11 protein-coding genes and 1 riboswitch are annotated in these 16,561 nt (G+C 38.5%); of the genes, 4 read left to right on the forward strand and 7 right to left on the reverse strand.

The window, feature by feature from the left end:
- Positions 1–12 precede the first annotated feature (12 nt).
- The 4 genes from QSJ81_RS17770 to QSJ81_RS17785 form a co-directional block, all read right to left on the reverse strand.
- On the reverse strand, positions 13–2,307 hold the full coding sequence (locus QSJ81_RS17770) for a tetratricopeptide repeat protein (RefSeq protein WP_285718686.1): 2,295 nt from the start codon (positions 2,305–2,307) through the stop codon (positions 13–15).
- Positions 2,308–2,319: 12 nt separating this feature from the next.
- Positions 2,320–3,189, reverse strand: a complete 870-nt coding sequence (locus tag QSJ81_RS17775) for a hypothetical protein (protein ID WP_285718687.1) — start codon at positions 3,187–3,189, stop codon at positions 2,320–2,322.
- 169 nt (positions 3,190–3,358) lie between these two features.
- The gene (locus tag QSJ81_RS17780) at positions 3,359–4,315 is read right to left on the reverse strand and encodes a metal-dependent hydrolase (protein WP_285718688.1); all 957 of its coding nucleotides are present in this window, start codon (positions 4,313–4,315) and stop codon (positions 3,359–3,361) included.
- 227 nt (positions 4,316–4,542) lie between these two features.
- Complete coding sequence (locus QSJ81_RS17785; RefSeq protein WP_285718689.1) at positions 4,543–5,964, reverse strand: amino acid permease; 1,422 nt, start codon at positions 5,962–5,964, stop codon at positions 4,543–4,545.
- An 82-nt stretch (positions 5,965–6,046) separates the two neighbouring features.
- A riboswitch (Lysine riboswitch) is annotated at positions 6,047–6,221 on the reverse strand.
- A gap of 149 nt (positions 6,222–6,370) precedes the next feature.
- On the opposite strand from QSJ81_RS17785, the gene QSJ81_RS17790 reads away from it, so the two are divergent.
- From QSJ81_RS17790 to QSJ81_RS17805, 4 genes are all read left to right on the forward strand, one after another.
- A complete protein-coding gene (locus QSJ81_RS17790; protein ID WP_285718690.1) occupies positions 6,371–7,462 on the forward strand; it encodes a sugar diacid recognition domain-containing protein in 1,092 nt (363 codons plus the stop codon).
- 182 nt (positions 7,463–7,644) lie between these two features.
- Complete coding sequence (locus QSJ81_RS17795) at positions 7,645–9,318, forward strand: ribonuclease J (protein WP_285718691.1); 1,674 nt, start codon at positions 7,645–7,647, stop codon at positions 9,316–9,318.
- Positions 9,319–9,530: 212 nt separating this feature from the next.
- Entirely contained in the window at positions 9,531–11,657 is a 2,127-nt protein-coding gene (gene cooS, locus QSJ81_RS17800) for an anaerobic carbon-monoxide dehydrogenase catalytic subunit (protein WP_502929666.1), read from the forward strand.
- A gap of 302 nt (positions 11,658–11,959) precedes the next feature.
- A complete protein-coding gene (locus QSJ81_RS17805) occupies positions 11,960–12,661 on the forward strand; it encodes a TerC family protein (protein WP_285718693.1) in 702 nt (233 codons plus the stop codon).
- Positions 12,662–12,784: 123 nt separating this feature from the next.
- Here QSJ81_RS17805 and QSJ81_RS17810 read toward each other — a convergent pair whose 3' ends face one another.
- The 3 genes from QSJ81_RS17810 to QSJ81_RS17820 all read right to left on the reverse strand — a co-directional run bounded on the left by QSJ81_RS17810 (position 12,785) and on the right by QSJ81_RS17820 (position 16,351).
- A complete protein-coding gene (locus QSJ81_RS17810; protein WP_285718694.1) occupies positions 12,785–14,104 on the reverse strand; it encodes a (Fe-S)-binding protein in 1,320 nt (439 codons plus the stop codon).
- Between the two features lies 1 nt (position 14,105).
- Positions 14,106–15,488 carry an FAD-binding oxidoreductase gene (locus QSJ81_RS17815; protein ID WP_285718695.1) on the reverse strand — a complete coding sequence of 461 codons (1,383 nt, stop codon included), beginning with the start codon at positions 15,486–15,488 and terminating at the stop codon, positions 14,106–14,108.
- A 203-nt stretch (positions 15,489–15,691) separates the two neighbouring features.
- A complete protein-coding gene (locus tag QSJ81_RS17820; RefSeq protein ID WP_285718880.1) occupies positions 15,692–16,351 on the reverse strand; it encodes a response regulator in 660 nt (219 codons plus the stop codon).
- Between the last annotated feature and the right edge of the window lie 210 nt (positions 16,352–16,561).

A 16,561-nucleotide genomic window follows, 5' to 3' on the forward strand; every position in this document is an offset into this window, starting at 1 on the left:
GGGGGCAGTGAATTACCAATTCACTCGGTAATAAAGGTAAGATTGTTTATACCCAAGGCCTAGATTGTTTATATTTGTAGATAAGGTATTATGAAAGCCATACTCAAGTCCTGCAACGAGTACTTTGTTCGGCGAAAATTGGTGGCTATACTCTATACCAACGCTCGGTGAAAAGGCAAATACTTCAGGACGATCTCGATCCCAAACAGCTCTAAGATTTGCATCCCAAGAGTTCTTTTCGAGGGCCCAGTGCTCTTTAAATCCTATAACATAGGCTTCTCGAACAGTCGGAGGCTCATAGGTCAAAGGTTGGCCGTTTATTTCCTGGTATTTGTAATTCATTCGGTCAAAAGATGTAAACCAGGTTAGCGTTTTTTCCTCATTTGAAAACATAGTATGTTCAAAATTTACTCCATAGGTTTTCGAATCATTGCTGTCACTGTAATTGGAAGAGGCGAAAACAACGTTATACTGATCTTTAAGATCTAATTGGCGATGGAAGTTTACTTGATAATTGGTAAACATAATAGGCAACAGTAGTGATTTTAGATCTTTTACGGGAGTTCGTTCTATTTTTAACCCTACTACAGAATTGTCGTTAAAATAGTGATTGGCAAAGAAGCGATAACCGGTAAATAGGTTAGTAAAATGATAATTGTCTAGCCAAAAGGTAGCATCTTGCCTGGTGTCTTGGTATTTGAGACCAAAAGATTTAGTTTGTAAAGTAGCAGAGTTTACTCCGTTGTTCATGATATTCCTATTAGACTCTGCTAATAGAGAAAACTGTCCCCTTATATAGAGCTTGGCTGTAAGTTCCGCTATTATTGTGTCGTTGTTTTTAGAATCACTTTCTACCTGGTAATTATATTCAATACTGCCTTTGGGGCGAGCCTCATACCGTTTACTTGCTTGCTCTGTAAGAGGACTATAGGAATAGCTTTCTTCTAGAGAGTCAAGTGCTGTATCTGCTGCTCTATAATCGCCTACTGCTAGAGCTGTACTAACGATACCTGATAATCCAGCAAGCTTACCATCTTTCAATGTACTTAAGGCATTATATTGCTCATAGGACTCTCGGGGCATATACTTTTCGGATAAAGCATAAGCGAATTGTTTTCGATACAATACATCATTTGGGAAAATAGCAATTAGTTTTTTATATAACATTTTACCTGTGAGAAATTCGTTACTTCTTATAAAAGAAGCAGCGTCTTCGGCTACTATATAGGCCAAGTCAGGATAGGCAGAGAGTATTTCATCATAGAGAGACAACCCTTTGCTTCGGTTGCCAGATTTTACATAGGCATAAGCTAAACTTAATTTTACAGACTTTAAATTGGTTCTCTCATTGCCTCGCTGAAGAATTACATCGTATATTGATAGCGCTTTTTGCGGTTGTGCTGAGCGAAGATAGGAATCGGCTAGAGCTTGCAAACCGAAATCTGGTACTAGGCTGAGGTCTGTCCAAAGTTTGGTTGCTTCCTGAATTGCTAGCTTATAATCATTGTTTAATCGTAGGGCATAAATATAATTTGATTGCATTTTAATACTAGCAGAACCATCGATTATTGTTGGTTGTAGTAGCAGGATACCCCTGCTGTAATCACCATGTTGTATAAAAGCAATAGACATCTCATTGCGTAATTGACGCTCTGGGTTACCTCCCTGACCAGCAGGTATTAACTGGAGTGCTCTCGTTACATCAATGGCAGCGGTTACTGGGTCCCCAGCTAAAATCAACATTGACCCTCGGCTGACATAAGTTTCAATATCATTTGGATCTTCCAATAAAAGCTGATCGTAGACGTTATTTCCTAAGGCAATATCATTCATGTGCATCAAGGTTTCCGCTTCCCAGCGTCTAGCCTGACGATCCCCAGTAGCACCAACTTCATGATAGAGTTGGTATGCTTCTTTGAATTTAGCCAACTTGTAGTAGGCACCAGCTATATTTTTTTTAACATAGATGGGTATGATTTCACGGTGAAGTATTTGGTCTTCATATAGTGAGATTGCACCCATGTTATCTCCGGACCATGCTAACACGGTGGCATAGTCATAGAGTATATTCGGATTCGTACTGCTATCAGACAGCTGTTTAAATAGGTTCAATGACAAAGAGAATTGCTCATTGCGGGCCAGGGCTAAGGCATAGTTGTAAGCCGCTTGCTCATTAGCAGGGTTTTGTTCATAGGCGCTTTGTAAGGCCGGCAGGTGTATATCGTTAGCCCAGGCAAAAGGAATAAAATAATTGGTGCTAAGTAATGCTGTAATAGCGAAGGCGAGTGTGTATTTAGGAATATCCATAGAAAAGCTCCTCTAAAACGACCTAGTTCCAGTCATATAATAGCCCTTTTGAACATTAACCGCCTTATTCCATATAATGTCTGGGTTTGTATTTTCTCGTCCGTTATAAAGGCTAAAATTTTGATACCAATAACCTAAAGAAAATACTGAGGCCGAGTTTATAGCAAATTGTAAACCAATTTTTGTATCGAACATTCTTGCCGTACCAGTATGAGCAAATGACAAATCACGTAGATTCCACCAACCTTGACCTTGGGCTAGCAGTAAGGGGGAATATAGGAAAGAGCCAATAAGTGCAGTTGTACTCGTTAAGGGAATTGTATGCTGTACTCCGAAATGTGGACCTTGATAAATCATAAGATAGCTTGAATTTAAACTGACGAGGGGGACATTTACGTTTGAATAATCTTCTATTGAGTAAAAGCCATTTTTCATAGAGTAAAGGTTTCGATTATACTGATACCCAGCTAAGAAATCAGTGCGTTTTGTAAGACTTTTTTTCCAGTCGGCTGTAACAAAAAGACCTTTATTTTGTGTGTCAAAAGTGCCAAAATACCATAAATTATTATTTTTTGAATAGTCCCAGTCGGAATCAGTGCCAAGCTTGGTAGTAGGACTGGTCGTCATGCCAACTTCAAGCTGTAGAGATTGGTTTTTTGCTAGTTTCTTGCCAAAATTTGCTACGAGATAGTTGTCTTCGTGCGGGTAATTCAATTCGGAGGCACCATCAATTACCTTTGTATGTAAGGGAAATGTAGTCTGCCAGCTTTGTAATCCAGAAGTATGCCAGGTTCCAATTGAGAAAGAGTCAGAGGATGCAAAGGTTGTAGTGGTTACAAATGTTAACGTAAGCGATAAAAAAGCTTGTATCCATTTAGACATAGAAAAACCTCTCTTGTTTACATAATGTTAGAGAGATTCGCCAAAAATTCTGAAAGCCCTTTCCGAAAAGAAGAGGTAAATGTTGTAAGGGCCAGTGCTAGATGAATTCAAATATTTTAGAAAAAAAGAAACAGAAAAAAATCCTCAGGAGAATTCTTTTCTGTTTGTGTTAACTTAGCTGGTTACATGGAATTTTCATTGTGTTTCCATAGGAATAAAGATAAGACGCTGTTGGAAGCTGATTACTATCAAAAATGATCGTCCCTCGGTGTAGAAATTCTTTATTTGCGATATAACGAAGGTCATAAATATTTACACAGCTGGAATGAAGGCTTTTTTCCTCTTCAAAATAAATAAAGGGGGTAAAGGTAGTGAAAAAATCACCAAGTATTGTTTTTTGGGCTTGCAAGGTAAAAGGGGAAACAGCTTTTTGTTTTGTTAAGTTGGCATTGGTTTCTAATACGGGATAAATGGCTCCTAGTTGTCCAACTGTATAAGATTGTTTTGTTTCTAAGACAAAATCCCAAAATAATATACGCTGTAAGGAAGGCATAATTGAGAGTTGTACAATATCTTCATTGGAAAATATCTCATGTATTTGCCTTCTTGCCTTTTTGCGGAGGAGTATGCGAAGGCTAATATATGACACAATGGTAAAAAAAGTAAGACAAGATAAGGTAAACATAGTGATGGGTAAGGTATAGATACTCGTCATGAGCAATAGGAGTATAGGGTCAAATACATTTAAAAGTTGTAAACTTTTGCGTTCCTTACGAAAAGGCCATAAAATTGCCACGCCATGAGTATTAAAATAATCAATGATACTGTGTGACAAACAACCAGCAAAGGCCCAGCCAAATAAGGAAAAAAGATTGGTTTCCGGCATAAAAACATAAAGACTTACGCTAATCATAGCTGCCCACATGCATAAACCAGGGATGGAATGAGAAAAAGAACGATGCTGTCTAAGGTAAGAAAAATTTCCTTTGACTTGAGCGATAATATCAAAATCAGGTGCTTGCGCGCCAATAACCGTCGCGAGATAAATAGGATCATGTAAGGATAAAGGATGTCCAGATAAACCAGCAACAGCCATGCCAATTAGTGCATGGGATAAGGAATCCATAATGATGCCTCCTACCTATTTAAATTTACATAACATTATAACATAAGTAAGAGGTATGTGTTTTATAGTAAGTTTTGCCTGTAAATAAAAAATAGTGGCCTCATTTTAAGAGGCCACCATTTTTTACGGAATCAGAAAGTATAACAATTTCTTGATTCCAAGTAAGAACGACTAAGGTTTCTGCCTGCGTCCAAGGACTTGGCACAAGCCTTAGTCTTTTCTTATATTTACAGACTTTGGGCTTTCGATCCTGTGATTTTTTTATCTAAAAATATTACATAATATAAATAGATAGCAAGCAGTACAGGAATACCAGTGTAAAGAACAATACGTTGTGATTCATCGAAATATAAACTGAAAATAACACCAATGTTTAATACCAAAGCAAGTGCAGGTACAAAAGGGTAGAACGGTGTGCGAAATTTGAGTTGTTCCAATTTACCACCTAGGCGAGCAAATTCTCTACGGAAGTTTATCTGGCACCAAGCAATAATAACCCAAATTAGACAACCTGTAAGCCCTGTACTAGACATAAGCCACAAATATACGGTATCGGCAGCATACTCACTGGTAAGTAAAGACATGCAAGCTAATACTAGAGTCAAATAAACACCATTGATAGGAACACCACGAGAGTTTAATTTGCCTAGAAAATTAGGGGCTAATCCTTCTTTGGACATAGACCAGAGGAGACGAGAGCAGGCATATAAAGCGGAATTACCTGCAGATAAGGCGGAGGTCATAACAACAAAACTCATAATATCTTTTGCTAAAGGGAATCCTAACATACCAAATACATGCGCAAAAGGACTTTCTAAGACACTGGCTTCTTGCCACGGAATAATACCTGCGAGTACAACCATGGCTAACACATAAAATATAATAATGCGGAAAGTAATCCCTTTAATAACGCGAGGGACATTTTTACTTGGGTCTTCGCATTCACCTGCAGCAATCCCTACAAGCTCAGCACCTTGGAAAGAGTATACTACAGCGATCATAGTTAAAAGTACTGCTTCAAAGCCATTTGGAAAAAGACCAGAGCCAGTGTTAAAATTGGAGAGCCCAACAATAGGGAGAGAATGACTCGAGAAACCAAACAACAGACCTGCACCAGCGACAATAAAAGCTAAAATTGCAGTTACTTTGATACCAGCAAACCAGAATTCTGCTTCACCATAGGCTTTTACCGAGATGATGTTTAATAAGGCTAACATCACAGCAAAGATTCCACACCACATCCAGATTGCCAGCTGTGGAAACCAATTATTCATAATAATGCCTGCAGCGGTAAAGTCAGCAGCAATACAAATTGCCCAATTTATCCAGTATAACCAGCCGGTGGTGAAACCAGCTCCAGGGGATATGAAACGAGAGGCATAGCTTTGAAACGAGCCAGAAACAGGCATGGCTGCCGTTAGTTCACCTAAGCATAAGAGAACCATATACATGATAAAACCGCCTGTTAGGTAGGCAAGAACAGCACCAAGAGGACCTGCTTGACTAAGAGTTTGGCCTGATCCTAGAAAGAGTCCAGTACCAATGGTACCACCGATAGAAATCATCATAAGGTGGCGTGATTTCATGTCACGCTTGAGGCCTACTTTTTCTGGACATAAGTCTTTCAGATTTACCGTAGGAATTGACATAATTTACCTCCTAATTTACAAAATAAAATGGTTGTGAGCTATCTCACAACCAAAAAATTTATACAAAGATAAATTACCGCTTGTGTGAGATAGCACTCCACCCAAAAGAAGCTTTTGGTGACAGTCTTGCATTTATTCAATACAAGCCCAACAAAAAAAGTAGGAATTTTTTTGTTTCGGCAACTATTCCTTTCTGTATAGCTCATTGCTTCCGGCTCACTATACTTACTCATAATACTTGCACCTCTATAATCACAACCTATTCAATTCTTTGCTTATTTTATTAAAACTAGGATTACTTGTCAATCAATAATTAAAATATATTTATTGAAATTTTTAAAAATATAGGATTATGCAAAGTGTCTGAAGAAATAAGATACGCAAGAATATTTTTGGAGGTTTCCAAGTGGAAAATGAGCATAGACGATTAGATGCGAAATTTGCGCAGTCTTTAGTAGATACTGTAGCTGTTGAATTAAATAAGAATGTAAATATACTTGATGAACATGGAGTAATTATTGCGTCTTTTAGTAGAGAACGCATTGGACAAATTCATGAAGCCGGGGCAAAGATGCTGCAGAATGGAGTTGTGAAGGAGTTTTATGTTAGTGAAGAAGATGAAATAGATATGCCTGGTACCCGCAATGGCTTTAATGTTCCTATTATGTTTGAGGAGCAATGTATTGGCTTAATTGGCGTAACTGGTGATCAGAAAACTGCTGAGCCTTATGCTAGGTTAGCTGCACGTTTCGTAGAAGCCAATCTTCAATCAAATGCTAGGCAGGAAAGGTTAGTAGGGGCATTAACAGAAAAAGAAGAACTTCAGTCCATATTTTTAAATAAAATAATTACAATACAAGAAGATGAGCGTAAAAGGATATCACGGGAGCTCCATGATGAAACAAGCCAGTCCTTAACGTCCATCATTGTTGGTCTACGTGTCCTCGCAGAGCAAGTGCAAAGTAGAGAGGAGCAAGAAAAGATACTAGAAATGCGTGACCTTGCGGTTACGACCTTAGAAGCGGTGCATCATATGGCAGTTGAATTACGCCCTGTATTATTAGATGACTTAGGGTTAGTGGCTGCGGCTAAAAAATATATAGAAAACTATACTAAGCAATATGGAATATCTATGTATGTTGATTTTAATAACTTATCAAGAGAACGATTTTCTCCTGAAGTAGAAATCACATTATATCGTATTTTACAGGAAGCATTAACGAATATAGTCAAACATGGAAAAGCAAAACAGGTTTGGGTATCCTTAAATAAGAAACAGGATAAACTTATTTTGTTGGTTGATGATGACGGTGTAGGTTTTGATACAGAAATCGTTAGAAATTCCCATAGTCATACTTGTTTGGGGATTTATGGAATGAGAGAACGTGTTGCTTTGGTGGAAGGAAAATTTATTATTAAATCAGCCTTAGGTCAAGGCACAAAAATTTTTGTGGAAATCCCATTAACGGGCAAAAATTGTGATAAAAGTATTGTTTAACACGCCAAAACTTGTATATTGAAGCAACTTGAAGTACAATAGAAAGTAATGGGTTTTGAGCGGGTATTTTCATTTATGAACATTTGGATGAAACCAATCTAAAACGGGAACGGTTGGTTTACGGAACGTCTATTGGTGAAAAAAACTTAAATGTACAAACTCAAATATTGGAGGTATTTTTCTTGGAAAAACAAAATAAATTAGCCATTATTCCACTTGGTGGGTTAGGCGAAATCGGCAAGAATATGACCGTAATTCGTTACGAAGATGATATTATCATTCTTGATTCTGGTTTAGCATTTCCAGAAGATGATATGTTAGGGATTGACTTAGTTATACCTGATATCTCCTATCTTCTTGAAAATCAGGATAAGATAAGGGCGGTTGTTATTACTCATGGCCACGAAGACCATATTGGTTCTTTATCTTATCTATTAAAGCAAATTGACGTACCCGTCTATGGTACGCGCCTTGCATTAGGGTTAGCCGAGTGCCGATTAAAAGAAAATGGCGTGGCAAACTACAAGCTGGTTCCAGTGAACCCAGGCGATCAAATATCATTTGGTACAATTCAAGTAGGGTTCATTCGCGTATGTCATTCCATCCCTGATGCCGTAGGAATGTATTTCAAGACTCCGGTTGGGACAATTGTCCATACGGGTGATTTTAAAATTGATTATACACCAGTTGATGGTAAAGCAATGGATATTCATAAATTCGCCGAATTAGGTGACGAAGGTGTACTCGTCTTGATGTCTGACAGCACGAATGCGGAACGACCGGGTTTTACGAAATCAGAAAGACAGGTCGGCATTGCTTTGGATGAAGCATTTTACAATGCGAAGGGGCGAATTCTTTTAGCTACCTTTGCATCCAACGTATTACGTGTACAGCAGGCGATTACCTCTGCTTGTAAATATGGCCGCAAGGTGGCAATTATCGGACGCAGTATGATTAACGTTGTAAATATTGCTACAGAACTTGGGTATTTAACGGTTCCCGAAGGTGTCATAATTGACATTGATGAGATTAAAAACTATCCAGGAAACCAAATATTGATTTTATCGACTGGTAGCCAAGGGGAACCTATGTCTGCCTTAACGAGAATGGCAATGAACGATCACCGAAAAATTGAGATTAGTCCTAGTGATACTGTTATTATTTCTGCGACACCGATTCCAGGTAATGAGAAATCCGTATCAAAGACGATTGATGCCTTATTACGATTAGGAGCAGAAGTGATACATGAACGTTCTGCTGGTATTCACGTTTCAGGGCATGCCAGCCAGGAAGAATTAAAATTAATGTTAACCTTGGTTCGTCCTCAATACTTTATTCCCGTACATGGCGAGTATCGGATGTTAATAAGCCATGGAAAGATAGCTCAAGAATTGGGCGTTGCAAAGGAAAATATTTTTATAGGTAGTAACGGACAGGTCTTTGAGTTTTCCAAAGAAGCTGGTGTTGTTAGTGGGAAGGTATCAGGGAAAGTCACGTCAGGTAAGGTTTTTGTTGATGGTTTAGGAGTAGGTGACGTAGGAAATATTGTTATGCGTGATCGCAGCAAATTGTCTCAAGATGGAGTTCTCATTGTAGTTATCACTATAGATAAGGCCAGTGGCTCAGTTGTAGCGGGTCCCGATTTAGTTTCCCGTGGTTTTGTCTATGTTAGAGAATCTGGACACTTAATGGTTGAAGCGAAACAAAAAGTAAAGCAGGTCCTTGCTAATTGTGAGGCAAATAAAGTAACTGAATGGGCTGCAATCAAAGGTAATGTTCGAGATGCCTTAAGTAAATTTGTTTATGAGAAGACTCGCCGTAGTCCAATGATTTTACCTATTATTATGGAGGTTTAGAACCTTCGATTATATAATTAGATTACGTTATATCTATAAGTAAGAGAAGAGGTTTGCCTTTAGGCAGGCTTCTTTTCTTTTTAGAGTATAGTATTTTAAATAATATTTCTTCATTTTCTCATAGCTACAATTTTGGCTATAGTGAAATTTGGTATATAGATGAATAGCCTCTAAAAAAATAGCAAAAGCTATAATAAAAGGAGGTAATGCAGTTGTCAGATCAAGGAAATGAGACATTAATTAAAAGTACAGATCAAACCAGTCGAGGTGACGTGGAATCTGTTTCAGGAAAAGGTGATGCCAGTGGTACAAATGATCCAAATCGACATTTTGACGTGCATCAAAACGCAAAAAAATACTATGATATTGAGAAATCTCCTTCTATGGAAGAGGTACATAAATGGCAGCGTAAACATATTCAGGGTACGGATCAAGGGAAAGAGGGATTTCCTCTTAATGTTATTGTAGATCCAGCTATGCGTGAAATGTACCAACATGTTCATGCGCAAGGGCTTACAAATGTATTTGATCGATTTGATCAACAGGAAAAGATTCGTTGTACTTTTTGTGTACAAGGATTGTCATGTCAGTTATGCGCCAATGGTCCTTGTCGTATAAATGCCAAAGTACCACGGGGAGCTTGTGGCGTGGATGCGGATGTAATGGTATCAAGAAATTTTGTATATCGTCATGTGACGATTGGAACTTCCGCTAATATTTTTCATGCCCAGCAGGTGGCCCGTACTTTAAAGGCAGCAGCAGAAAATCCAGATAGTGGTTTAAAAATTCGTGATAAAGATAAATTACTCAAATATGCTGAAATGGCCGGATTAGATAGTCATGAAGATGTAAAAAAAGTGGCTGTAAATTTCGCAAACTGGGTTCTGGAAGATATTAGCCGGCCTTATTGGGAAGAGTCAGCAATGACTAAAGTATTTGCTCCTCCTAAACGTCAAGAGCTGTGGCGTAAATTAAAGTTATTCCCTGGTGGCGGCTTTAGTGAGGTTGCGTTTGCACAAACAAAATGTATGACAAACTTAAATGCTGATCCGGTCGATTTTCTATTAACCTCGGTACGCTTAGGGATTGCCAATGAATACCAAGGTTTATTTGCATTAGATATATTACAAGAAATATTAATGGGTACACAAAAGATAAGAACAGCAAAACAAAATATGGGTTTGTTAAATAAGGAAAAGGTTAATATTATTACAAATGGTCATATGCCACTTGCAGCTCATATTGTTATTGAACTTGCCTCTTCTCCTGAGTGGCAAGAAAAGGCAAAAAAGGCTGGCGCAACAGGTCTTCAGGTATTAGGACATGTTTGTGAAGGGCAACAATTATTAAATTATGAAGATACTGGAAAAATGTCTGCTTATGCTGGCCAAGAAGGAGAATGGTTGTCAGAGGAATATTTACTAGCCACAGGTGCTGTAGATTTATTCATGTTTGATTATAACTGTACCATTCCGACCTTGCCCCTTTATGCGAAACGCTTTGGTACTACCATGGTAAGCACTCACGAAGTCATCCGTATGCCTGATACAGAAGTCGTAGAATTTAAACCTGAAGAAATGCGCAAACAAGCAGAAAAAATTCTGGATATGGCCATTGCAGCTTATGCAAAACGTAAGGCAGAGAATAGAGAAGTCTACATTCCACCACATGTGTCAGATTGCATGATTGGCTTTAGTACAGAATCAGTTAAAGCAGCGTTAGGCGGCTCTTGGAAACCTCTTATTGATGCAATTGTAGAAGGGAAGATTCGTGGTATTGCAACGATAGTTGGTTGTACTACGGCTCGTTATGGTCAAGGTGGTAGTAATATCTTTAAGATTACAAAAGGATTGATTGAGAAAGATATTCTTGTGTTATCAGGAGGGTGTACTTCTTCGGTTATGCAATATACTGGACTGGCTGACCCAAAAGCAGCAGATGAGGCTGGAGCCGGTTTAAAAGCGGTTTGTAAATCACTGGGAATTCCTCCGGTTCTTTCTTATGGTGCATGTGTGGACATTGGAAAGATGACGCAGACGGCTATGGAGATTGCGGATACTTTAGATGTAGATACAAACATGTTGCCAATTGTTATCGGTGCCCCAGAATATTTGGAGCAAAAGGCTGTTGCTGATGCTTGTACTGCAATTGCCCTTGGATGGTTAGTACATGTCGCCCCCGTTCCTTCTGTAACAGGTAGTGATTTAGTTGTAAAAACACTAACAGAAACTACGGAAACATTAGGTTTAGGCAAATTAACAGTGGAAACAAGTGCAGAGAAAACAATTCAAATTTATGTAGATCATATTGAAAAGAAACGTAAAGAGCTTGGAATATAGGTGAAAATACAGTATGTTGCTGTTTTGCGATTTAGGGTAAAAATAACTAGGCTCTTACCACAGGGAAAATCCTTGTATTTGTCTTACTTAAAAAAACGACATTTGCCAAGCTGTTCTTTTATGGTATAATAAACAAGAAAATAAAATATTTCTTATTTCCAACAAGGGGAGTAGCTTTATAGTACATGTCGTCATCACGGGTATATCCCCCGGCTGTACTGTCAATAATATTATTGATGCAAGACCTTGTCTCCTAGGAGACGAGGTCTATTTTTGATGTAATTTTGGAGGAGGTCTTTATAATGCATGATTTATTTTCTATAGTGGGTCCAGAGTGGTTTGTTGCCTTAGGAAGCATCCTGTTTTTAAACCTTATTCTTAGTGGGGATAATGCTGTTATTATTGCCATGGCAAGTAAGAATCTCCCCGCAAAGCAGCGAATAAAAGCAATCCTTTGGGGGAGTTTCGGCGCAGTCGTTCTCCGGGTCATCCTTACTTTTATTGCAGCTTCACTCTTAGATGTACCTTTCCTGCAATTTTTAGGTGGTATAGCGCTGTTGTGGATTGCGATTAATTTACTAAATAAAAAGGATAATCCTGATACTAGTACTGAAGCGACCTCCCTGCGAGCTGCTATTAAAACCATTCTATTTGCTGATTTAATCATGAGCTTAGACAATGTATTAGCCCTTGCAGCCATTGCCCAAACAGTACCCGATAATAAATATTCTCTCATTGTAGTTGGGCTAGCGACAAGTATACCGATTGTTGTTTCTGGTGCACAAATATTAGTAAAATTAATGGATAGATTTCCTGTTATTATTTATATTGGCGCTGGTATTCTAGCATATGCTGCTGCTGAAATGATCGTAAGCGATCGATCAGTGAGCGTATACATTAGTCAGTATAAATTATGGATAAAAATGCTATTAACAACGGGTGTAGTCACGTTTGGTTATTTAATGAAAAGGGGACAAGCCCTAGTGCCAACTTCAGACAAATAAAGAGCACACGCTAGCATGAAGGATGCTAGTATGTTGTTAGCGAAAACGAAAAGGCGAGTAACATAAATTAATAAAGACCCTTTACCATATGGTAAAGGGTCTTTATTAGTTTGCGATTATACCTTACTTTTTGTGACCTGCCTGATAAGACTGATCTAATAATTGAATGACGTGTAAAGCATTTTTATCCAGCTTGTTTTGGTGTAAGCCATCCATCAAATGCATGCGGCAAGTTCCACAACTAGTAGCAACAAGATCAGCATTGGTGGATGCAATATCCGCAATTTTTTTATCATTGATTTTACGGGACAGTTCATAATTACCGAGGCTGAAAGAACCACCTGAACCACAGCAACGATCAGGCTGTTTCATTTCTACAAATTTTAATCCAGGTATGGATTTTAAAACCTCACGAGGTTGTTTTGTTACCTTAATGCCTCTCGCCATGTGGCATGGATCGTGTAATGTCACAGTAGTATTTACTGGACCGAGTTTTGATTTATCAATTTTGACCACATCGATAAGAAACTCACTAATTTCATAGGTTTTTTTAGCTAATCTTTCCGTCATTTCCTTCATCCTTGGCTCATCGTGAAAGAGATGAGGAAATTCGATACGGAAAGCTTCTGTACAGGAACCGCAAGCAGATACAATATAGTCAAAGTTGTACTCATCAAATACTTCAATATTGTGTTTTGCTAATATCTTGGCAGAGTCTACGTCCCCTGACATATAGACAGGTGTACCGCAGCAATGCTGAAGGCTCGGCATCGTCACTTCGATATTGTTTTCTTTTAATACATTAAGAACGGATTGTCCAACATCTGTATACATATAGTTGATGGTGCAGCCCGTAAAGAAGCCCACTCTCATTTTAGGTTTGTCCACTTTGATTACTTCAGGGTACTGGTTTCTAAGAGGTGTGGAAGCAAAAGGGGCTGTTACCCTTTTGTAGTCCATCCCAGGCATAGGGAAACGAGCTAACGATGCCATTTTGCCAGGGAGTTTTTTGAAATTTAGAGGTCCAAAAATACCAGCCATCCGTAGAGAAAAATCAAATAACTGTCTATTTTTTAGTAAGGCGAATACTTTCTTCTTAATAGGGTGTAAGCCTCTTGCTTTCACAGCGGCTTGACGTCCGCGAAGGATAAGCTCGTCAGCGGGTACACCACATGGGCATTTCGCTGTACAGGCTTTGCAAGAAACACATTTCGACATAGCAGTATCAAAAGCGGCAGACAGTGGAATGGCACCTTTAAGTACCCCTTCCATTAAGGAAAGTTTCCCGCGAGCCACGGCTGCTTCTTTTCCTACTTCTTTATATACAGGGCAGACTTCCATACAGTTGCCGCATTTCATACAATTGGCAAGAGCATCCTGAAGGTCTGCTAACAAGGTTTTGTCTTGTTCATTAATATCCTTTGCAGTAATTTTATCAGTCATATTAACACTCTCCCACTAGTTTTCCTGGGTTTAGGATCAAGTTAGGATCAAGTGCGCGTTTGATGGATTTCATGGCGTTCATTGTTACAGGACCATGTTGTTGTTCCATCCACGGAAGTTTGCCAAGACCAATGCCGTGTTCGCCACTTAAGGTGCCGCCAAGTTCTATGGCAGCCGAAAACATTTCATCCATAGCTTTGTATACACGTTTCATTTCTTCTGGCTGACGAATATCGCATACGATGGTAGGATGCATATTGCCATCACCTGCATGGCCGAAAGTACCAATGGTTACGTTATTCGCTTTTGCAATGCTACTTACAGCACGAAGGAAATCAGGTACTTTGTTACGAGGTACAGTAGCATCTTCTACATAAGTAGTAGGGCGAAGTTTTGCTAGTGCAGGCAGAGCAGCGCGGCGAGCAGCCCACAATTTGTCTCTTTCTGCATCATCTTTCGCGATTTGAACAAAATCAGCATGGTTTGCTTTTAATGCTTCCATAACTTTTTCTGCTTCTTTTTCAACAACGATAGGATTGCCGTCAACTTCAATTAAAAGCACAGCTTGTGCATCTAATGGCAGGCCTACTTTTGCATAATCTTCTACCGTGCGTATTGTAGCATTATCCATAATTTCTAACGTGGCTGGAATAATTTTAGCTGCAATGATAGCAGAAACTGCTTTACCTGCGTTATCCAAGTCTTTGAATATCGCCATCATAGCTTTTTTTGCTTCCGGGGCAGGAACAAGTTTTGTAATAATTTTGGTGATAACACATAAAGTACCTTCTGATCCAGTAAAGAGTTTAGTCATATCATAACCAGACACATCTTTTACATTTTTACCGCCAGTATTCATGATATCACCGTTTGCTAAGACAACTTCTAGGCCCATAATATAATGTTTGGAAACGCCATACTTGAGACCTCTAAGGCCACCAGCATTTTCCGCAACAGTGCCACCTAAAGTCGCAGTTGCTACAGTACCCGGGTCTGGTGGATAAATAAGTCCAAGAGTTGCGATTTCTTTATTTAAGTCGGCCACAATAACACCAGGTTCGGCTACTGCTACTAGATTTTCTAAGTCAACTTCAAGAATTTTGTTTAGGCGAGTCATTAGTAAGACAATGCCGCCTTTCGTAGGAACACAACCGGCACTAAGATTGGTGCCTGATCCTCGTGTGTAAACTGGAATGCAATTGTCATTCGCCAGTTTCAAAATTTGTGAAGTTTCCATAGTATTAGCTGGTGATACAACGGCATCAGGCATATGAGAATGACCAGGCGTTGCATCATAGGAATAACAGTATAAGTCCTCGGCGCTTGTCAATACATTTTCTTCTCCAACAATCTCTTTTAACGCATTGATGTGGTGTTTTTCCATTTTTTTTAACCCCTTTATCTTTTACTTTGAAAAGTTTGGACTGAAATAGAAAAATATATCTATATTTTCAGCATATACAAAAAATATAGACTATTTTTATTTTCACTCAAATATAGAAAAATGTAAATAAGGCAGATACAGTAAAGCGGTGTAGGGTTGTCCCTTACACCGTTGTAGGATGCAGTCCTACAACGGTGTATAAGTTAAATGGTGATTAGCTTATATTGAATGGCATAATTAACTAGGTCCGATTTTTTATGGATATTTAGCTTGTTCATAATACGAGAACGATAGGTATCGATAGTCTTGGGGCTAAGAGTAAGCATATCAGCAATTTCGCTGTTGGTATGGCCATGAGCTAAATAGCGAAGTACTTCCCGTTCTCGTACACTCAAAACCCGGTAAGGACTTTGATTATCAGGTGCAGTCTCGTCATCATAAAGCAGGCTATTCAGTAAGGATTGGGAGAGATTTTCACTTAAGTAACGTTTGCCCTTGTGAATCTTAATGATACTCTCCATCAATTCTGTGTCTGCGGATTTTTTTAATACATAACTATTAGCTCCTGAACGCATGACTTCTTTGATATATTCTTCATCATCATACATGGTTAGCACAAGAATGGGACAAGTTAGACCACGAGATCTAATTTCTTTTATACAGTCAATACCATTCATGTCGGGCATAGATAAGTCAAGAATTAACACATCAGGAATAAGAGTTTCTACTAATTCAATTGCTTCAAGACCATTTTCTGCTTCTCCGACCACTTCAAATTGGGAAGAACTATTTAGTAGTGCTTTTAGTCCTGAACGTAAAACGGCATGATCATCGGCTAAGATAATACGGATCTTATTTATAATAACACTCCCTCCTTATTATCAGAGTAGAAAGTTTTTCTAATACTGTAACATATATATATATCGGAGTAAACCTATTAACTTATTGTAATTGCTCTGTTTCCAACGATTAAAAGAATAAAATTATAGCATATAATGGAAATATAAACGTTTTGAGTTATTGTCCACTGAGAGGAAACATGCTACTATAATAATAGGTAAATTTCTATGGAA

The sequence above is a fragment of the Pelosinus sp. IPA-1 genome (genome assembly GCF_030269905.1).
Taxonomy (GTDB): domain Bacteria; phylum Bacillota; class Negativicutes; order DSM-13327; family DSM-13327; genus Pelosinus.